This is a genomic window from Streptomyces sp. NPDC048337 (assembly GCF_043201175.1).
Taxonomy (GTDB): Bacteria; Actinomycetota; Actinomycetes; order Streptomycetales; family Streptomycetaceae; genus Streptomyces.
Genome location: NZ_JBICYR010000012.1, coordinates 48,544 through 71,287, shown reverse-complemented (window position 1 = coordinate 71,287; position 22,744 = coordinate 48,544). Strand labels below are relative to the sequence as shown.

2 protein-coding genes are annotated in these 22,744 nt (G+C 73.7%); both read left to right on the top strand.

From position 1 onward, the window contains the following. The first annotated feature begins 3 nt into the window (after positions 1 to 3). Entirely contained in the window at positions 4 to 12,504 is a 12,501-nt protein-coding gene (locus ACGFYU_RS20605; RefSeq protein ID WP_393828725.1) for an amino acid adenylation domain-containing protein, read from the top strand. Beyond that, positions 12,501 to 22,682 carry an amino acid adenylation domain-containing protein gene (locus tag ACGFYU_RS20600; protein WP_393828724.1) on the top strand — a complete coding sequence of 3,394 codons (10,182 nt, stop codon included), beginning with the start codon at positions 12,501 to 12,503 and terminating at the stop codon, positions 22,680 to 22,682. Before ACGFYU_RS20605 ends, ACGFYU_RS20600 begins: the two co-directional genes overlap by 4 nt. Positions 22,683 to 22,744 lie beyond the last annotated feature (62 nt).

Genomic DNA, 22,744 nt, shown 5'->3' with positions numbered 1-22,744 from the left:
CGCGTGATCGAGGACATTCTGCCGTTGTCGCCGCTGCAGGAGGGGCTCCTCTTCCACAGCGTGTACGACCAGTCGGCACCCGACATCTACACCGTCCAGCTGGTCTTCCACCTGGACGGGAACCTGGACCACGCGGCGGCCCGCGCCGCCGCGGGGGCCCTGCTCCGGCGCCACCCCAACCTGCGGGTCGCCTTCCGCCAGCGCAAGAACGGCGACTGGGCCCAGCTCGTCCTGGGGGAGGTCCCCCTCCCCTGGCACGACGAGGACCTGCGCACCCTCCCCGAGGACGAGCGGGACGGGGCCGCCGCGCGGATCGTCGCCGACGACCGCGCCCGCCGCTTCGACACCGCCAAGCCCCCGCTGATCCGCTTCACCCTCATACGCCTGGCCGACCGCCGCCACCGCCTGGTGATGACCATCCACCACACCCTGCTCGACGGCTGGTCGCTGCCCATGCTCCTCAAGGAGTTCCAGGCCCTCTACGCGCTGGGCGGCGACGCCCGCGCCCTGCCGCCCGTCCGCCCCTACCGCGACTACCTCACCTGGCTCGGCACCCAGGACCGCGACGCCGCCCGCGCCGCCTGGGCCGACTCCCTCGCCGGCCTGGAGGAGGCCACCCGCCTCGCGCCGCCCGCCGACAGCGGCCGGGTCCCCGTGGAACCGGGCCGGCACGAGTTCGCGATCAGCGAGGAGCGGACCGCGGCCCTCACCGCCCAGGCCCGCGCCCACGGCGTCACCCTCAACACCCTCGTCCAGGCCGCCTGGGCCGTCGTACTCGGTCGCGTCACCGGCCGCGACGACGTCGTCTTCGGCGTCACCGTCAACGGCCGCCCCGCCGAACTCCCCGGCGTCGAGCAGATGGTCGGCCTCTTCATCAACACCCTCCCGCTGCGCGCCCGGCTGCGCCCCGAGGAGTCCCTCGGGGCGCTGGTCACCCGCATCCAGGAGCAGCAGTCCGCGCTCCTGCCCCACCAGTACCTGGGCCTCGCCGAGGTGCAGCAGATCGCCGGCCTCGGCGAACTCTTCGACACCTCCGTCGTCTTCGAGAACTTCCCCTTCGAGGCCGCCCCCGAGCCCACCGCCGACGGCGACCCGGACGACCTGCGGATCGTCGGCGCCCAGAGCCACTCCGCCAACCACTTCGCGCTCAGCCTCGTCGGCATGCCGCAGGACGCCCTGCACTTCAAGCTGTTCCACCAGCCCGACCTCTTCGACGGCCCCGCCGCCCTGGCCATCACCGGCCTGTTCCTGCGCGTCCTCGAGGCCGTCGCCGACCACCCCGAACTCCCCCTCGGCCGCATCGACCTGCTCGCCCCGGCCGAACGCCACCAGGTGCTGCACGCCTGGAACGACACCGCCCGCGAGGTCCCGTACCGCAGCCTGCCCGAGCTGTTCGCCGCCCAGGCCGCCCGCACCCCCGACGCGCCCGCCCTGATCGCCGGCGCCGACCGCCTCACCTACGGCGAACTCGACGCCCGCGCCAACCGGCTCGCCCGCCACCTGCGCGAGCACGGCGCCGGCCCCGACGCACTCGTCGCCATCCGCATGGACCGCTCCGCCGACCTCGCCGTCGCCCTCCTCGGCACCCTCAAGTCCGGCGCCGCCTACGTCCCCGTCGACCCGGAGTACCCGGCGGACCGTATCGCGTACATGCTGGAGGACGCGGCTCCGGCGGTGGTCCTGGACGAACTGCCCGACCTCACCGGCTACTCGGCGGAGCCCCTGGACGTGGCGCTCCACCCCCACCAGAGCGCCTACGTCATCTACACCTCCGGCTCCACCGGCCGCCCCAAGGGCGTCGTCGTCGAGCACGGCTCCGTCGGCGCCTACCTGGTCCGCGCGGGCGAGGTCTACCCGGACGCCTCCGGGGTCTCCCTCGTGCACTCCTCCGTCGCCTTCGACCTCACCGTCACCGCGCTCTACACCCCGCTCACCGTCGGCGGCTGCGTCCGCCTCGCCGACCTCGACGAGCAGGCCGCCACCACCGGCCCCCGCCCCACCTTCCTCAAGGGCACCCCCAGCCACCTGGCCCTGCTGGAGAACCTCCCCGACGAGGTCTCCCCCTCCGGCACCCTCATCCTGGGCGGCGAGGCCCTCCTCGGCGAAACCCTGCGCGGCTGGCGCGCCGCCCACCCCGAGGCCACCGTCATCAACGCGTACGGCCCCACCGAGGCCACCGTCAACTGCCTCGACCACGTCATCGCCCCCGGCACGCCCGTCCCCGCCGGCCCCGTCCCCGTCGGCCGCCCCTTCTGGAACACCCGGGCCCTCGTCCTCGACGCCGCCCTGCGCCCCGTCGCCCCCGGCGTGGCCGGCGAGCTGTACATCGCAGGCGTGGTCCTCGCCCGCGGCTACCTGCGCCGCCCCGGCCTGACCGCCGAACGGTTCCTCGCCGACCCGTACGGCCCGGCCGGCTCCCGCATGTACCGCACCGGAGACGTGGTCCGCTGGACCGAGGACGGCCTCATCGAGTTCGTCGGCCGCGCCGACGACCAGGTCAAACTGCGCGGCTTCCGCATCGAGCTGGGCGAGATCCAGTCCGTGATCGCCGCCTCCGTCTCCGTCGGCCAGTCCGCCGTGATCGTCCGCGAGGACGAGCCCGGAGACCAGCGGCTCGTCGCGTACGCCGTCCAGCGCCCCGGCGCCCCGGCCCTCGACCCGAAGACCCTCCTGGAGGAGGCCGCCGGCCGGCTCCCCGAGTACATGGTCCCCTCGGCCGTCGTCGTCCTCGACGCCCTGCCGCTGACCCCCAACGGCAAGCTGGACCGCAAGGCCCTGCCCGCCCCCGCCGCCGGCCCCGGCACCCTCGCCCGCACCCGGCGCGGCCCCCGCGACCCGCGCGAGGAGATCCTCTGCGACCTGTTCGCCGAGATCCTGCGCGTGCCGTCCGTCTCCATCGACGACAGCTTCTTCGAACTCGGCGGCCACTCCCTGCTCGCCATCCGCCTGGTCAGCCGGGTCCGCTCCTCCCTCGGCCTGGAACTCCCCATCCGGACCCTGTTCGAGTCGCCCACCGTCTCGGCCCTCGCCCGCGCCCTCGGCTCCCGCGGCGTCACCCGCGCCCCCGTGCTGCCCGTCGCCGCCGCCGACCGCCCCGAGCGGATCCCGCTGTCCTTCGCCCAGCGCCGCCTGTGGTTCCTGCACCAGCTGGAAGGCCCCAGCGCCACCTACAACCTGGCCGCGGCCCTGCGCCTGACCGGCCCCGTCGACCCCGAGGCGCTGCGCGCCGCCCTGCACGACGTCGTCGCCCGGCACGAGGCGCTGCGCACCGTCTTCGCGGAGGACACGGTCGGCGCCTACCAGGTGGTCCTCAGCCCGGAGGACGCCCGCCCCGAACTCGTCGTCGCCACCACCACCGAGGCGGAGCTCCCCGGCCGGCTGGCCGAGGCCGCCCGCCACGGCTTCGACCTGAGGCGCGAAGTCCCGATCAGGCTCTGGCTGTTCGAGACCGGCGAGCAGGACCACGCCCTGCTGATCCTGCTGCACCACATCGCGGGCGACGGCTGGTCCACCCCGCTGCTCGCCCGCGACCTCACCGTCGCCTACGCCGCCCGCACCGCCGGCGAGACCCCGCAGTGGGCCCCGCTGCCCGTCCAGTACGCCGACTTCACCCTGTGGCAGGCCGGGCTCCTCGGCTCCGAGGACGACCCCGAGAGCCTCGCCGCCACCCAGCTGGCCCACTGGACCAAAACCCTCGCGGGCCTCCCCGAGGAGCTGGCCCTGCCCGTCGACCGGCCCCGCCCGGCGACCGCCACCTACCGGGGCGCACAGGTCCCGGTCCAGGTCCCGGCCCGCCTCCACGCGGCCCTCGCCGAGTTCGCCCGCGCACAGCAGGCCAGCGTCTTCATGGTCGTCCAGGCCGCCCTGGCCCTGCTGCTGCGCCGCCTCGGCGCCGGGGACGACATCCCGATCGGCACGCCCATCGCCGGCCGCACCGACGACGCCGTCGAGGACCTGGTCGGCTTCTTCGTGAACACCCTCGTCCTGCGCACCGACGTCTCCGGCGACCCGACCTTCGCCGAGCTCGTCGGCCGGGTCCGCGAGGCGGACCTGGCGGCGTACGCCCACCAGGACGTGCCCTTCGAGCGGCTGGTGGAGATCCTCAACCCGGCCCGCTCCATGGCCCGCCACCCGCTCTTCCAGACCATGCTGGCCTTCAACAACAACGACCAGCAGGGCGCCCGCAGCGCCGTGACCCGGCTCTCCGACCTCACGGTCACCGGGCTCCCGGTCGACTCGGGGGTCGCCAAGTTCGACCTGGCGCTCAACCTCGCCGAGTCCTTCGACGAGGAGGGCACCCCGGCCGGGCTGGGCGGCGTACTCGAGTACGCGACGGACCTGTTCGACCACGCCACGGTCGAGTCCCTGGTGGCGCGGTTCGTACGTCTCCTGGACACGGTCATCACCGAACCCGGGCAGCCGGTGGGCCGGGTGGACGTACTGGCCGCGGGGGAGCGGGAGCAGGTGCTGCACGGGTGGAACGCGACCGCGCGTGCCCTGCCGTCCGGCGACGTGGTCTCCCTCTTCGAGGCGCGGGCCGCCGGTGCGCCGGACGCGGTGGCCGTGGTGTCGGGCGGGATCACGTACACGTACGCCGAGCTGGACCAGGCCTCCAACCGGCTCGCGCGCTGGCTGCGCGAGCAGGGTGCGGGTCCGGAGGGCCTGGTCGCGGTGAAGCTGCCGCGTTCGGCCGATCTGGTCGTGGCTCTGCTGGCGGTGTTGAAGTCGGGTGCGGCGTACGTGCCGATCGACCCGGAGTATCCGGCGGACCGTATCGCGTACATGCTGGAGGACGCGGCTCCGGCGGTGGTCCTGGACTCCCTGCCCGACACCTCTGCTTATGCGCCGACGGCCCTGGGCCTGACCGTCCCGGCGGACGCTCCGGCGTACGTCATCTACACCTCGGGCTCCACCGGCCGCCCGAAGGGCGTGGTCGTCCCGCGCGGCGCGCTGCTGAACTTCCTGACCTCGATGCAGGACCGCTTCGAGCTGGGTGCCGGGGACCGCCTGCTGGCGGTGACCACCGTGGCCTTCGACATCGCAGGCCTGGAGCTCTACCTCCCGCTGCTCAACGGCGCCACCGTCGTCCTCGCCGACCGCGACGAGGTCCGCGAGCCGGCGGCCCTGCGCACCCTCATCGAGAGCCGCGGGATCACGGTCATGCAGGCCACCCCGAGCCTGTGGCGCTACGTGGACCCCTCCGTGCTGGGTCAGGTGCGCGTCCTGGCGGGTGGTGAGGCGCTGCCGTCCGATCTGGCGGCGCAGCTGGCCGACCACGCGGCCGCCGTCACGAACCTGTACGGCCCGACGGAGACCACCATCTGGTCCACGGCCTACGAGGTCACCTCGTCCGAGGTCACCATCGGCCGGCCGATCGCCAACACCCAGGTCTACGTCCTGGACGCCGCCCTGCAGCCGGTCCCGGCCGGGGTCGCGGGCGAGCTGTACATCGCGGGGACCGGTCTGGCCCGCGGCTACCTCAAGCGCCCGGGCCTGTCCGCCGAACGCTTCGTCGCGAACCCCTACGGCCCGTCCGGCTCCCGCATGTACCGCACCGGCGACCTCGTCCGCTGGACCAAGAACGGCGAGCTGGACTACCTGTCCCGCGTCGACCAGCAGGTCAAGCTCCGCGGCCACCGCATCGAGCTCGGCGAGATCGAGGCCGCCCTCACCTCCCACGAGGCCGTCGAACAGGCCGCCGTCCTCGTCCGCGAGGACACCCCCGGCGACCAGCGCCTCACCGCCTACCTCGTGCCCAGGACCGGCGTGTCCCTGCCCTCCCAGGCACTGCTGCGCAAGCGCCTCGCCGAGGTGCTGCCCGAGTACATGGTGCCGTCGGCCGTCCTGACCCTCGACGCCCTCCCGCTCACCCCCAACGGCAAGCTCGACCGCCGCGCCCTCCCCGCCCCGGACTTCGGCCCGGACGCCCAGGGCCGCCGCCCGCGCACCCCGCAGGAGGAGATCCTCTGCGGCCTCTTCGGCGAGGTGCTCGGCCTGCCCCGGATCTCCATCGACGACGACTTCTTCGTCAACGGCGGCCACTCCCTCGCCGCCATGCGCCTGGCGGGCAGGATCCGCTCCGTCCTCGGCGTGGAACTCCCCATCGCCCAGCTCTTCGACGCCCCGACCGTGGCCGGCCTGTCCGCCGCCCTCGCCGGCGGCGGCGCCGTACGCCCCGAACTCGCCCCGTACGCACGCCCGGAACGCATCCCGCTGTCCACCGCCCAGCAGCGGCTCTGGTTCCTCAACCAGTTCGAGGGCCCCAACCCCGCCTACAACGTCCCGGCCGCCCTGCGCCTGTCCGGCGCCCTCGACCGCCCGGCCCTCGCCGCCGCCCTGCGCGACGTCATCGCCCGGCACGAGTCCCTGCGCACCGTCTTCGCCGAGGACGCCGACGGCGCCCACCAGGTCGTCCTCGACCCGGCCGACGTCCACCCCGAGCCGCGGATCGTCCCCGTCACCGAGGTCGCCCTCGACCGGGCGATCGGCGACGCGGTCGCCGAGGGCTTCGACCTCGCCGCCGAGATCCCGCTGCGGACCCGGCTGTTCGAGCTGGCGCCCGGCGAACACGCCCTGCTGATCGTGGTCCACCACATCGCCGCCGACGGCGGCTGGTCCATGCCGGTCCTCGTACGCGACCTCACCGTCGCCTACGCGGCCCGTACCGCGGGCGAGGCCCCCGCCTGGACCCCGCTGCCCGTCCAGTACGCCGACTTCACCCTGTGGCAGGCCGAGCTCCTCGGCTCCGAGGAGGACCCCGACAGCCTGGCCGCCCGCCAGCTCGCGTACTGGACCGAAGCCCTCGCCGGACTGCCCGAGGAGCTCGCCCTCCCCGTCGACCGGCCGCGCCCGGCGGTCGGCACCAGGCAGGGCGGCCGGATCCCCTTCCGGATCTCCGCCGAGACGCACGCCCGCCTGGAGGACGTGGCCCGCGACCAGCAGGCCAGCTCCTTCATGGTGGTCCAGGCCGCGCTCGCGCTGCTGCTCGGCCGGCTGGGCGCGGGCGAGGACATCCCGATCGGCACGCCCATCGCGGGCCGTACGGACGACGCCCTGGAAGACCTCGTCGGCTTCTTCGTCAACACCCTCGTGCTGCGCACCGACCTGTCCGGCGACCCCACGTTCGCCGAGCTGGTCGGCCGGGTGCGGAAGACGGACCTGGCGGCGTACGGCAATCAGGACGTGCCCTTCGAGCGCCTGGTGGAGGTCCTCAACCCGACCCGCTCGATGTCCCGGAACCCGCTCTTCCAGACCATGCTGACCTGGAACAACGCCTCCCAGCAGGAGTCCCTGAGCAGCGGTGTCCAACTGCCCGGACTGCGGCTGGCCGGCCACGAGCTGGACACGGGCGTCGCGACCTTCGACCTCCTGTTCGCCGTCACGGACCTGCGCGGCGACAAGGGCGCCCCGGCCGGGCTCCAGGGCACCCTGGAGTACAGCGCGGACCTCTTCGACCCCGAGACGGCCGAGGCCCTCGCGGCCCGACTCGTCCGGGTGCTGGAAGCGGCGACCGCGGATCCGGCCGCTCCGCTCCACCGGGTGGAGATCCTCGCCGACGATGAGCGCGAGCAGCTCCTGACCGCTTGGAACGCGACGGAGACGGGCCACGCCCCGCTGACTCTCCCGGCGATGTTCGAGGCGCGGGTGGCTGCTGCCCCGCACACGCCCGCCGTGCTGGCCGGTGACGGCGGTCTCTCGTACGGGGAGTTGAACGCGTCGGCGAACCGGCTGGCGCGCTGGCTGGCCGATCGGGGTGTGCGTGCGGAGTCGGTGGTGGGTGTTCGCCTGCCGCGTTCGGCGGACCTCGTGGTCGCGATGCTCGCGACGCTGAAGGCGGGCGCGGCGTATCTGCCTCTGGACCCGGAGTATCCGGCGGACCGGATCGCGTACATGGTCGAGGACGCAGCTCCGGCAGTGGTCCTGGACACCCTCCCCGACACGTCGGGATACGAGGACGGGGACCTGAACCTGGCCGTCCCGGCCGAGGCTCCCGCATACGTCATCTACACCTCAGGGTCCACGGGTCGTCCGAAGGGCATCGTGATGCCGGCCGGTGCGGTCCGGAACCTTCTGGCCTGGCACGAGGGAGCCGTTCCGGGTGGTCCCGGCACGGTCACCGCCCAGTTCACGGCTGTCAGCTTCGACGTATCGGTGCAGGAGATCCTCTCCGCGGTCGTCTCGGGCCGGACGCTGGTGGTGTGCCCGGAGGAGGTCCGCCGCGACCCGGCCGCGCTGGCCGCCTGGCTCGCGGAACACCGTGTCGCGGAGCTGTACGCCCCGAACCTGGTCGTCGACGCGGTCTTCGAGGCCGCCCGCGACCTCGCCCTCCCCCTCCCTGACCTGGCGCATGTGGCCCAGGCGGGGGAGGCCCTGACCCTGCGTGAGCCGGTCCGAGCGCACTATGCGGCCGCGGGCCCTGCCTCCGTCCTGCACAACCACTACGGCCCGGCCGAGACGCACGTCGTCACCGCCTACACGCTCCCCGCCGAGCAGGAGGAGTGGCCGCGCGTGGCCCCGATCGGCCGTCCGATCGACAACTGCCGTGCCTACGTACTGGACCGGCACCTGCGCCCCGTCCCGGCCGGCGCCTCCGGCGAGCTGTACCTCTCCGGAGTCCAACTCGCCCGCGGCTACCTCAACCGCCCCGTCCTGACCGCCGAACGGTTCGTCGCGAACCCGTACGACGGCCCCGGCGCCCGCATGTACCGCACCGGCGACCTCGCCCGCTGGACCCGCGACGGCGAGCTCGAATACCTCGGCCGCGCAGACCACCAGGTCAAGCTCCGCGGCTTCCGCATCGAGCTCGGCGAGATCGAGGCCGCGCTCACCTCGCACGCGGCCGTGGCCCGTGCCGCCGTTCTCCTCCGCGAGGACAGCCCCGGTGCCCGCCGCCTCGTCGCCTACGTCGTCCCGCCCACCGGCGAGAGCGTCGAGACCGGTCTGCTGCGCAAGCACCTCGCCTCCGTGCTTCCCGACTACATGGTCCCGGCCGCCTTCGTCACCCTCGAAGCCCTCCCGCTCACCCCCAACGGCAAGCTCGACCGGGCCGCCCTGCCCGCCCCCGACGGTTCGGCGGCAGCCGGCACCGGCCGGGCCCCCCGATCGCCGCAGGAGGAGATCCTCTGCGGGCTGTTCGCCGAAGTCCTGCGGCTGCCCGCCGTGACCGTCGACGACAACTTCTTCGAGCGCGGCGGCCACTCCCTGCTGGTCACCAAGCTCACCAGCCGGATCCGTACCGTCCTCGGCGTGGAGCTGTCCGTACGCCGGCTCTTCGAGACGCCCACCGTGGCGTCCCTCGCCGGATCCCTCTCCACCGCCGACCGGGCCCGCGGAGCCGTCGTACGGGCCGAGACGCGGCCCGAGCGGATCCCGCTGTCCTTCGCGCAGCAGCGCCTGTGGTTCCTGCACCGGCTGGAGGGCCCCAGCGCCACCTACAACCTGTCCACCGCCCTGCGCCTCACCGGGCCCGTGGACCGCGAGGCCCTTGCCGCCGCCCTGCACGACGTACTCGCCCGCCACGAGTCCCTGCGCACCGTCTTCGCGGAGGACGCGGACGGCGCCTACCAGGTGGTCCTGGAACCGGAAGCCGCGCGCCCCGCACCGGACTTCGCCACCACCACCGAGGCGGAACTGGCGGACCGGCTGGCGCAGGCCGCCCGCCACGGCTTCGACCTCACCCGCGAAGTCCCGCTCAAGCTGTCGCTGTTCGAGGTCGGCGAGCAGGACCACGTACTGCTGATCCTGCTGCACCACATCGCGGGCGACGGCTGGTCCACCCCGCTCCTCGCCCGCGACCTGACCCGCGCCTACGCGGCGCGGAGCGCCGGCGGAGCACCGGACTGGGCGCCGCTGCCCGTCCAGTACGCCGACTACACCCTGTGGCAGCGGGCCGCCCTCGGTTCCGCCGAGGAGGACGGGAGCGCGCTCGGGCGGCAGCTCGCGCACTGGAAGGACGTACTGGCCGGGCTCCCCGAGGAGATCGCCCTCCCCACCGACCGGCCGCGTCCCGCGGTCGCCACGTACCGGGGCGACCTCGTCCCGGTGGAGATCCCGGCCGCGCTCCACGCGGCGCTCGCGGGCGTGGCACGGGACCGGCAGGCCAGCCTCTTCATGGTCGTCCAGGCGGCCTTCGCAGCCCTGCTGCACCGGCTCGGCGCAGGCGACGACATCCCGGTGGGCACGCCCATCGCGGGCCGTACGGACGACGCGCTGGAGGACCTGGTCGGCTTCTTCGTCAACACGCTCGTGCTGCGGACCGACGTCTCCGGCGACCCGACCTTCGCCGAGCTCGTCGGCCGGGTCCGCGAGGCGGACCTGGCGGCGTACGCCCACCAGGACGTGCCCTTCGAGCAGCTGGTCGAGGCCCTCAACCCGAACCGCTCGCTCTCCCGGCACCCGCTCTTCCAGACGATGCTGCTCTGGAACAACAACGACCAGAGCCTCGGCGCGGACGCCGTCGGAGCCCTCGCCGAACTCACCGTGGCCCCGCTGCCGGTCGCGGCCGGCGTCGCCAAGACGGACCTCTCGCTGAACCTCGCCGAGTCCTTCGACGAGCAGGGCGCGCCCGCCGGTCTGCGCGGCGCGCTCGACTTCGCGACGGACCTCTTCGACCCGGCGTCGGCGCGGACGCTGGTGGCCCGCTTCGAGCGGCTCCTGGCGGCCGTCGCCGCCGACCCCGAGCTGCGCGTGCGCGACATCGACGTGCTGGGGGCGGGGGAGCGGGAGCAGGTGCTCTACGGGTGGAACGCGACCGCGCGTGCCCTGCCGTCGGGCGACGTGGTCTCCCTCTTCGAGGCGCGGGCCGCCGGTGCGCCGGATGCGGTGGCCGTGGTGTCGGGCGGGGTCTCGTACTCGTACGGGGAGTTGGACGCGGCGTCGAACCGTCTGGCGCGGTGGCTGCGCGAGCAGGGTGCGGGTCCGGAGGGCCTGGTCGCGGTGAAGCTGCCGCGTTCGGCCGATCTGGTGGTCGCGTTGGTGGCCGTGTTGAAGTCGGGTGCGGCGTACGTGCCGATCGACCCGGAGTATCCGGCGGACCGTATCGCGTACATGCTGGAGGACGCGGCCCCGGCGGTGGTCCTGGACGAGCTGCCGGACGTCTCCGGCTACTCGGCCGAGGCATTGGAGCTGGTCGTTCCGGCGGATGCTCCGGCGTACGTGATCTACACGTCGGGTTCGACGGGCCGCCCGAAGGGCGTGGTCGTGCCGCGCGGCGCGCTGCTGAACTTCCTCACGGGCATGCAGGACCGCTTCGAGCTGGGCGCCGAGGACCGCCTGCTGGCCGTCACCACCGTGGCCTTCGACATCGCGGGCCTGGAGATCTACCTCCCCCTCCTCAACGGTGCCTCCGTCGTCCTCGCCGACCGCGAGGCCGTCCAGGACCCGGCCGTCCTCGTCCGCCGGCTGGCGCAGGCCACGGTGGTCCAGGCGACCCCGAGCCTCTGGCACGCCCTGCTTGCCGAGGACCCGGCCGCCCTGCGCGGCGTACGCGTCCTGGCGGGTGGTGAGGCGCTGCCGTCCGATCTGGCGGCGCAGCTGGCCGACCACGCGGCGTCCGTGACGAACCTGTACGGGCCGACGGAGACGACCATCTGGTCCACGGCCACCGAGGTGACGTCCGCCGAGGTCACCATCGGCCGGCCGATCGCCAACACCCAGGTCTACGTGCTCGACGCGTCCCTCCGGCCCGTTCCGGCCGGGGTCGCGGGAGAGCTCTACATCGCGGGCACCGGCCTCGCCCGCGGCTACCTCAACCGGCCCGGCCTCTCCGCCGAACGCTTCGTGGCGAACCCCTACGGCCCGTCCGGCTCCCGCATGTACCGCACGGGCGACCTGGTCCGCTGGACCGCCGACGGAGAGCTGGACTACCTGTCCCGGGTGGACCAGCAGGTCAAGCTCCGCGGCTTCCGCATCGAGCTCGGCGAGGTCGAAGCGGCCCTGGCCTCCCACGAGGCCGTCGCCCGCGCCGCCGCGCTCGTCCGCGAGGACACCCCCGGCGACAAGCGCCTGGTCGGCTATGTAGTTCCCGTAGAGGGCGGCTCACTAGAAGTGAATGAGCTGCGCAGGCACGTCAGTGCCTCGCTGCCGGGATACATGGTGCCCTCGTCCGTCGTCCAGCTCGACACCCTGCCGCTGACCCCGAACGGCAAGCTCGACCGATCCGCCCTCCCCGCCCCCGACCACCGCACGGCCTCCTCCGGCCGGGCGCCGCGCACGGAACGCGAAGAGCTGCTGTGCGGGCTGTTCGCCGAGGTGCTGAAGACCGACGCCGTCACCATCGACGACGACTTCTTCGACCTCGGCGGGCACTCGCTGCTCGCCACCAAGCTGCTCAGCCGGCTGCGGTCCGCGCTCGGTGTCGAGGTCCCGGTCCGCGTCTTCTTCGAAGCGCCGACCGTGGCCACGCTCGGCGAAGCGGTGGCGGAGCTGGAATCGCGGAACAGGGCCACCAAGTCCGTCTCCCGGCCGGCGCTGCGCCCGATGCTCAGGCCGAAGGAGAACTCGTGATTCCGCTGTCGTTCGCGCAACGCCGCCTCTGGTTCCTGCAACAGCTGGAGGGCGCCAACTCCCTCTACAACATCCCGACCGCGCTGCGCCTGACCGGAACGCCGGACCTCCCGGCGCTCCGGGCGGCGCTCGGCGACCTGGTGGCCCGGCACGACAGCCTGCGCACCCTGATCGCCGACGGTCCGGACGGCGCCCACCAGGTGGTACTGGCGGCCGGGTCCGCCACCCCGGAGCTCACGGTCGTCCCGGCCGGAGCCCCGGGGGACCCGGCCGCGCTGGAGGCGGCGCTCGCGGAGGCGGTCCGTACGCCCTTCGACCTGGCCGCCGACCTCCCCCTGCGGGTCTGGCTGTTCGAGCAGGGGCAGGAGCAGTACGTGCTGCTCCTGCTCCTGCACCACATCGCGGGCGACGGCTGGTCGCAGCCGCTGCTCGTCCGCGACCTGGTCACCGCGTACGCCGCCCGCGCCGCCGGCGGTCAGGAGCCCGACTGGGAGCCGCTGCCCGTCCAGTACACGGACTTCACCCTGTGGCAGCGCGAGGTGCTCGGCTCCGAGGACGACCCCGACAGCGTCGTCTCGCAGCAGCTCGACCACTGGCGTACGGCGCTGGCCGGCCTCCCGGAGGAGCTCGCCCTCCCCACCGACCGGCCGCGCCCCGCCACCGCCTCCCACCGCGGCGACACCGTCACCTTCAGGGTCCCGGCGGACGCGCACGCGCGGCTCGCCGCCGTGGCGCGCGAGCAGCACGCCTCGCTGTTCATGGTGGTGCAGGCGGCCCTGGCGGTGCTGCTGCACCGGCTCGGCGCCGGCGAGGATATCCCCATCGGCACGCCCATCGCGGGCCGTACGGACGACGCGCTCGAAGAGCTGATCGGCTACTTCGTCAACACCCTGGTGCTGCGGACCGACCTGTCCGGGGACCCGGCCTTCACCGAACTCGTCCGGCGTACCCGCGAGGCCTCCCTGGCCGCGTACGAGAACCAGGACGTGCCCTTCGAGCGCCTGGTCGAGGTCCTCAACCCGCCCCGCTCCAAGGGGCGGCACCCGCTCTTCCAGACCTCGTTCACCTGGGACAACAACGACCGCAGCGCCGCCCGCGCCGCGCTCGCCGAGCTTCCCGGCCTGACGGTCGAGGGCCACCCCGTCGCGAGCGCGTCCGCCCGCTTCGACCTGGCCTTCAGCATCTCCGAGGCGGCCGGGGACCGGCACGCCGGTCTCGTGGGCGCGCTGACCTACGCCACCGACCTCTACGACCGCTCCACCGCCCAGGCCCTCGCCGACCGCCTGGTGCACGTCCTCACCCGGCTCGCCGCCGACCCGGACCTGCCGGTCGGGCGGGTGGCCGTGCTGGGGGCGGGGGAGCGGGGGCAGCTCCTCGACGCGTGGAACGCGACCGCCCGCGAGCTGCCCGCCGCCGATGTGGTCGGGCTGTTCGCGTCCCGGGCGGCCGGTGCGCCGGATGCGGTGGCCGTCGTGTCGGGTGAGGTCTCGTACTCGTACGGGGAGTTGGACCAGGCCTCCAACCGTCTCGCGCGGTGGCTGCGTGAGCAGGGTGCGGGTCCGGAGCGGCTGGTTGCCGTGACGCTGCCGCGTTCGGCGGACCTGGTGGTCGCGTTGCTGGCGGTGCTGAAGTCGGGTGCGGCGTACGTGCCGATCGACCCGGAGTACCCGGCGGACCGTATCGCGTACATGTTGGAGGACGCGGCCACGGCGGTGGTGCTGGACGAGCTGCCCGACACGTCCGCGTACTCTGCGGAGGCCTTGGACCTGGTCGTTTCGGCGGACGCTCCGGCCTACGTGATCTACACCTCCGGCTCGACGGGCCGCCCGAAGGGCGTGGTCGTGCCGCGCGGTGCGCTCCTGAACTTCCTGACCGCCATGCAGGATCGTTTCGCCCTCACCCCCGAGGACTGCCTGCTGGCCGTCACCACCGTGGCCTTCGACATCGCAGGCCTGGAGCTGTACCTGCCGCTGCTGAACGGCGCCTCCGTCGTCCTCGCCGACCACGAGCAGGCCCGGGACCCCGAGGCCCTGCGGTCCCTGATCGAGACGCGGTCCGTCACGGTCATGCAGGCCACCCCGAGCCTTTGGCGGTTCGTGGACCCGCAGGCCCTGACCGGAGTGCGCGTCCTCGTGGGCGGCGAGGCGCTGCCGTCCGATCTGGCGGCCACCCTCGCCGACCACGCGGCCTCCGTGACGAACCTGTACGGCCCGACGGAGACCACCATCTGGTCCACGGCGGAGCAGGTGCTCGGCGGTCAGACCGTGTCGATCGGCGGTCCCATCGCCAACACGCAGGTGTACGTGCTCGACGCGGCCCTGCAGCCGGTCCCGGCCGGAGTCCCCGGCGAGCTGTACATCGCGGGCACCGGCCTGGCGCGCGGCTACCTCAAGCGGCCGGGCCTGTCCGCCGAGCGGTTCGTGGCGAACCCGTACGGCCCGTCCGGCTCGCGGATGTACCGCACGGGCGACCTGGTCCGCTGGACGGCCGACGGCCGCCTCGACTACCTCTCCCGCGTCGACCAGCAGGTCAAGCTCCGCGGCTACCGCATCGAGCTCGGCGAGATCGAAGCCGCCCTCACCGCCCACGAGGCCATCGCCCGCGCCGCCGTCCTCGTGCGCGAGGACACCCCCGGTGACAAGCGCCTCGTCGCCTACCTCGTCGTCCCCGGCGGCAAGGCCACCCCCGAGCGGACCGCCGCCCTGCGCGCCCGGCTGGCCGAGGTGCTGCCCGAGTACATGGTCCCCTCCGCCTTCGTCGCCCTCGACGCGCTCCCGCTCACCCCCAACGGCAAACTCGACCGGCGTGCGCTGCCCGCCCCCGACTACGAGCCCGCCGCCCCCGGCCGCGCCCCGCGCACCCCGCAGGAGGAGATCCTCTGTGGCATCTTCGCCGAGGTCCTGGGCGCGCCGGCCCCGCTCTCCATCGACGACGACTTCTTCGAGAACGGCGGGCACTCCCTCCTCGCGATCCGGCTCATGAGCCGCGTCCGGGCCGCCCTCGACGTCGACCTGCCGATGAGCGCCCTCTTCGACGCCCCGACCGTGGCCGGCCTCACCGCCGCCCTCTCGGGAACCGGGACCGCCCGCCCCGAGCTCACCGCTGCCGCCGTGCGCCCGGAGCGCATCCCGCTGTCCTTCGCCCAGCAGCGCCTGTGGTTCCTCAACCAGTTCGACGGCCCCAGCCCCGCCTACAACGTGCCCGTCGCCCTGCGCCTGTCCGGGCCGCTCGACCGCCCGGCCCTCACCGCCGCCCTGCACGACATCGTCGTCCGGCACGAGTCCCTGCGTACCGTCTTCGCGGAGGACGCGGACGGCGCGTACCAGGTGGTCCTCGACCCCGAGGCGGCCCGCGCCGCCCCGCGCGTGGTCGCGGTCGACGAGGACGGACTCGCCGAGGCGCTGGCGCTCGGCGCCGCCCACACCTTCGACCTCTCCGCCGAACCCCCCGTCCACACCCGGCTGTTCACCCTCGCACCCGAGGAGCACGTGCTCCTCGTCGTCGTCCACCACATCGCGGGCGACGGCGGCTGGTCCACGCCCGTCCTGATCCGCGACCTGGCCACCGCGTACGCGGCCCGCACGGCCGGGGAGGAGCCCGGCTGGGCCCCGCTCCCCGTCCAGTACGCGGACTACACGCTCTGGCAGGCGCGGCTCCTCGGCTCCGAGGACGACCCGGACAGCCTGGCCGCCCGCCAGGTCTCCTACTGGCGCGAGGCCCTCGCCGGGCTCCCGGACGAACTCGACCTGCCCACCGACCGGCCCCGCCCGGCGGTGGCCGGCCACCGCGGCGGCGAGGTGCCGATCGCGATGCCAGCCGAACTCCACGCGCTGACCGCCGAGTTCGCGGGCAGGCAGCAGGCGAGTGTCTTCATGGTCGTCCAGGCGGCCCTCTCCGTGCTGCTGCACCGCCTCGGCGCGGGCGACGACATCCCGATCGGCACGCCCGTCGCCGGCCGTACGGACGACGCCCTGAACGACCTGGTCGGCTTCTTCGTGAACACGCTCGTCCTGCGGACCGACGTCTCCGGCGACCCGACGTTCGCCGAGCTCGTCGGCCGGGTCCGGCAGGCGGACCTGGCGGCGTACGCGCACCAGGACGTGCCCTTCGAGCGGCTGGTGGAGGCCCTGAACCCGGCCCGCTCGATGTCCCGGCACCCGCTCTTCCAGACCATGCTGGCCTTCAACAGCGTCGACCAGCAGGACACGATGAACGGCGCCGGCGGGCTGCTGCCCGGCCTCACGGTCGCGGGCGAGCCGGTGGGCACCGGCGCGGCCACCTTCGACCTCCGCTTCGCGATCGACGCCGAGCTGAACGGCGTACTCGAATACGCGACGGACCTCTTCGATCACGCGTCGGCCGAGTCGCTCGTGGCGCGGTTCGTACGCCTCCTGGAAGCGCTGGTCACCGGTCCGGACGTGCCGGTGGGCCGGGTGGACGTGCTGGCCGCGGGGGAGCGGGAGCAGGTGCTGCACGGGTGGAACGCGACCGCGCGTGCCCTGCCGTCCGGCGACGTGGTCTCCCTCTTCGAGGCGCGGGCGGCGGCTGTGCCGCAGGCCCTGGCGGTCCGGTCGGGCGAGGTCTCGTACGCGTACGGGGAGTTGGACGCGGCGTCGAACCGTCTGGCGCGCTGGCTGCGCGATCAGGGTGCGGGGCCGGAGGGCCTGGTCGCGGTGAAGCTGCCGCGTTCGGCCGATCTGGTCGTGGCTCTGCTGGCGGTGTTGAAGTCGGGTGCGGCGTACGTGCCGATCGACCCCGAGTACCCGGCGGACCGTATCGCGTACATGTTGGAGGACGCGGCTCCGGCGGTTGTGCTGGAGGAGCTGCCGGACGTCTCCGGCTACTCGGCCGAGGCCCTGGACCTGGTCGTTTCGGCGGATGCTCCGGCGTACGTGATCTACACGTCGGGTTCGACGGGCCGCCCGAAGGGCGTGGTCGTTCCGCGTGGCGCGCTGCTGAACTTCCTGACCTCGATGCAGGACCGCTTCGCGCTGGGCGCCGAGGACCGCCTGCTGGCCGTCACCACCGTAGCCTTCGACATCGCAGGGCTGGAGCTCTACCTCCCGCTGCTCAACGGCGCGACCGTCGTCCTGGCCGACCGGGACGAGGTCCGCGACCCCGAAGCCCTCCACACCCTCATCGAGAGCCGCGGGATCACGGTCATGCAGGCCACCCCGAGCCTGTGGCGTTACGTGGACCCGTCCGTGCTGGGCGCGGTCCGCGTCCTGGCGGGCGGTGAGGCGCTGCCGTCCGATCTGGCGGCCACTCTCGCCGACCACGCGGCCGCCGTCACGAACCTGTACGGGCCGACGGAGACCACCATCTGGTCCACGGCCACCGAGATCACCTCGTCCGAGGTCACCATCGGCCGGCCGATCGCCAACACCCAGGTCTACGTCCTGGACGCCGCCCTGCAGCCGGTCCCGGCCGGGGTCGCGGGCGAGCTGTACATCGCGGGCACCGGCCTCGCACGCGGCTACCTCAACCGGCCCGGTCTCTCCGCCGAACGCTTCGTCGCGAACCCGTACGGGGACCCCGGCTCCCGCATGTACCGCACCGGCGACCTGGTCCGCTGGACCAAGGACGGCGAGCTCGTCTACGTCTCCCGGGTCGACCAGCAGGTCAAGCTGCGCGGCTTCCGCATCGAACTGGGCGAGGTCGAGGCGGCCCTGGCCTCCCACGAGGCCGTCGCCCGCGCCGCCGCGCTCGTCCGCGAGGACGCCCCCGGCGACCAGCGCCTCGTCGTCTACCTCGTCCCCGCGCAGCCCGGTGAGGCGCTGGACGGCGTACTGCTGCGCAAGCACCTGGCGGCCGTACTCCCCGACTACATGCTGCCCGCGGCCTTCGTCACCCTCGAAGCCCTCCCGCTCACCCCCAACGGCAAGCTCGACCGCCGCGCCCTCCCCGTCCCCGACGACGAGCCCGGAGGCCTCGGCCGCGCCCCGCGCTCCCCGCAGGAGGAGATCCTCTGCGGCCTCTTCGCTGAGGTCCTCGCCACCTCGGCGCCCGTCTCCATCGACGACGACTTCTTCGCGCGCGGCGGACACTCGCTGCTCGCCACGAAGCTCGCCGCCCGCATCCGGTCCGTCTTCGGGGCCGAGGTGTCGGTCCGCCGGCTGTTCGAGACGCCGACCGTCGCGGGCCTCGCCCCGTACCTCGCCACCGCCGACTCCGCCCGCGCGGCCGTCACCGCGGGGCCCCGCCCCGAGCGGATCCCGCTCTCCCACGCCCAGCAGCGGCTCTGGTTCCTCAACCAGTTCGACGGATCGAGCCCCGTCTACAACCTCACCACCGCCCTCCGCCTGACCGGCCCGCTGGAGCAGGAGGCGCTCGCCGCCGCCCTGCACGACCTCGTCGTCCGGCACGAGTCCCTGCGTACCGTCTTCGCCGAGGACGACCAGGGCGTGCACCAGATCGTGCTGCCCGCCGACGAGGCCCACCCCGGCCTGGCCGTCTCCGCCGTCACCGACGAGCGCGAACTGGAGGCGGGGATCGCGGAGGCGGCCGGGTACGCCTTCGACCTGTCCCACGAACTCCCCGTCCACCTGCGCCTGTTCGAGCTGGCGCCGGAAGAGCACGTCGTCGTCCTCGTCCTGCACCACATCGCGGGCGACGGCTGGTCCCTGCCGCTCGTCGCCCGCGACCTGGCCACCGCGTACGCGGCCCGGGTCTCGGGCGCCGAGCCGGGTTGGGCTCCGCTGCCGGTGCAGTACGCGGACTACTCGCTGTGGCAGCGGGAGCTGCTGGGTTCGGAGGACGACGCCGAGAGTGTGGTCGCGGCGCAGTTGGCGTTCTGGAAGGAGCGGCTGGCCGGGCTTCCGGAGGAGTTGGTTTTGCCGGTGGACCGGCCGCGTCCGGCCGTGGCTTCGTACCGGGGTGGTTCGGTGTCCTTCGAGGTCCCGGCGGCGGTGCACGCCCGCCTGGAGGAGGTGGCCCGTGCGCATGGCGCGAGCCCCTTCATGGTCGCGCAGGCGGCCCTGGCGACCCTGCTGTACCAGTTGGGTGCGGGTGAGGACGTCGCGATCGGTACGCCGGTCGCGGGGCGTACGGACGACGCGCTGGAGGACCTGGTCGGGTTCTTCGTGAACACCCTGGTCCTGCGGACGGATCTGTCCGGGGATCCGACCTTCGCCGAGCTGCTGGTCCGCGTACGGGAGGCGGACCTGGCGGCGTACGGGAACCAGGACGTGCCCTTCGAGCGCCTCGTGGAAGTCCTCAACCCGGCCCGGTCCATGGCCCGCCACCCCCTCTTCCAGACCATGCTGATGTGGGACAACACCGACCGGGACCGGGCCGTCGAAGCCGTCGGGCGGCTCGGCGGGCTCACCCTGTCCGAGCGGGCCGTGGCCGGCGGCTCCGCCAAGTTCGACCTTCTGCTCTCCCTCTCCGAGGGCGCGCCGGGCACCGGCCTCCACGGCACCCTCGAATACGCCGTCGACCTCTTCGACCCCGACACCGCCCGGACGCTCACCGAACGCTTCGTCCGGGTGCTGGAAGCGGTGACGGAGGAGCCGTCCGCACCCGTGCACCGGGTGGAGATCCTCTCCGGCGCCGAGCGCGAGCAGCTCCTGACCGCCTGGAACGCCACCGAGACGCCGCACGCCCCGCTCACTCTCCCCGCCATGTTCGAGGCGCGGGTGGCTGCTGCCCCGCACACGCCCGCCGTGCTGGCCGGTGACGGCGGTCTCTCGTACGGGGAGTTGAACGCGTCGGCGAACCGGCTGGCGCGCTGGCTGGCCGATCGGGGTGTGCGTGCGGAGTCGGTGGTGGGCGTTCGCCTGCCGCGTTCGGCGGACCTCGTCGTGGCGATGCTCGCGACGCTGAAGGCGGGCGCGGCGTATCTGCCTCTGGACCCGGAGTATCCGGCGGACCGGATCGCGTACATGGTCGAGGACGCAGCTCCGGCAGTGGTCCTGGACACCCTCCCCGACACGTCGGGATACGAGGACGGGGACCTGAACCTGGCCGTCCCGGCCGAGGCTCCCGCATACGTCATCTACACCTCAGGGTCCACGGGTCGCCCGAAGGGCATCGTGATGCCGGCCGGTGCGGTCCGGAACCTTCTGGCCTGGCACGAGGGAGCCGTTCCGGGCGGTCCCGGCACGGTCACCGCCCAGTTCACCGCCGTCAGCTTCGACGTATCGGTGCAGGAGATCCTCTCCGCGGTCGTCTCGGGCCGGACGCTGGTGGTGTGCCCGGAGGAGGTCCGCCGCGACCCGGCCGCGCTGGCCGCCTGGCTCGCGGAACACCGTGTCGCGGAGCTGTACGCCCCGAACCTGGTCGTCGACGCGGTCTTCGAAGCCGCCCGCGACCTCGCCCTCCCCCTCCCTGACCTGGCGCATGTGGCCCAGGCGGGGGAGGCCCTGACCCTGCGTGAGCCGGTCCGAGCGCACTATGCGGCCGCGGGCCCTGCCTCCGTCCTGCACAACCACTACGGCCCGGCCGAGACGCACGTCGTCACCGCCTACACGCTCCCCGCCGAGCAGGAGGAGTGGCCGCGCGTGGCCCCGATCGGCCGTCCGATCGACAACTGCCGTGCCTACGTCCTGGACCGGCACCTGCGCCCCGTCCCGGCCGGCGCCTCCGGCGAGCTGTACCTCTCCGGAGTCCAACTCGCCCGCGGCTACCTCAACCGCCCCGTCCTGACCGCCGAACGGTTCGTCGCGAACCCGTACGACGGCCCCGGCGCCCGCATGTACCGCACCGGCGACCTCGCCCGCTGGACCCGCGACGGCGAGCTCGAATACCTCGGCCGCGCAGACCACCAGGTCAAGCTCCGCGGCTTCCGCATCGAGCTCGGCGAGATCGAAGCGGCCCTGACCTCCCACGAAACGGTCGTCCGCGCCGCCGTCCTGCTCCGTGAGGACAGCCCCGGTGCCCGCCGCCTCGTCGGCTACGTCGTCCCGCCCACCGGCGGCGCCATCGACCACGGGGCGCTGCGCGCGCGGCTGGCCTCCGCCCTCCCCGACTACATGGTCCCGGCCGCCTTCGTCACCCTCGAATCCCTCCCGCTCACCCCCAACGGCAAGCTCGACCGGGCCGCCCTGCCCGCCCCCGAGACCGGACCGGCCACCGAGGCCCGGCCGCCCCGGGGCCCGCGCGAGGAGATCCTGCTGGGCCTGTTCGCGGAGGTCCTGCAGGCGGACGACCTCACCATCGAGGACAACTTCTTCGAGCGCGGCGGACACTCCCTGCTCGCCACCCGACTCACCACCCGCATCCGCGGCGCCCTCGGCATCGACCTGCCCGTCCGCCGCCTCTTCGAGGCCCCCACGGTCGCCGCGCTCGCCGCGGGCCTCGCCGACTCCACGCCGTACGATCCGGCCGCCTCACTGCGCCCGCTGCTGCCGCTGCGCGCCACCGGCCCGCTGCCCCCGCTGTTCTGCGTCCACCCGGCGGCCGGCGCGAGCTGGTGCTACGCGGCGCTGCTCCCGCACCTGGACCCGCGCCAGCCGGTCTACGGCCTCCAGGCCCCCGGCCTCGCCGACGAAGCCCCGGACACCGCGGGCCCGGCCACGGTGGCCGAGCTGGCCGCCGCGTACGTGGACCGCATCCGGGAAGTGCGCCCCCGAGGCCCGTACCGGCTGCTCGGCTGGTCCTTCGGGGGCCAGGTCGCGCACGCCATGGCCACCCTGCTCCAGGAGCGCGGCGAGGAGGTCGAGCTGCTCGCGATCCTCGACACCCTGCCCAGCACCCCAGGTGTCCCGGCGCCGACCGAACCGGAGCTGGTCGCGGCGCAGCTGCAGGCGGTCGGCTTCGCGTACGATCCCGCGGCGGACGGGCCGCTCGACGCGCACGTTCCCCGCTACCTGGAGCACATCCGCGCGCAGAACCCCTCCCTCGCCGACTTCGGCGACGCCGAGCTGCTGCGGATGACCCGGGCGCACCTGACGAGCCTGCGGCTCATGCACACGTACGCCGCCCCCGCCCGCTTCGACGGCGATCTGCTCTTCTTCAGGGCGACCGGAGGGGGCGGTTCCACGGCGGAACAGGCCGCTGAACTGGACGTAGAGAATCCGCATAGCCCCGGTTGGAAGCCTTATCTGAGCGGGGCTGTACACAGCTTCGACGTCTTCTCCGACCACGAAGGGATGCTGAGTGATTCCGTTACCGCGGCTCTCATCGGCCGGACCCTCGCCCGGTCCCTGGCAGACCTCGACACGCGTGCCGGCACCTGACTTTCGTCAGGTGCCGGGGATGCCGATCGCTCACTGCGGCAGCCCCGTCCCCGTCCGTAATT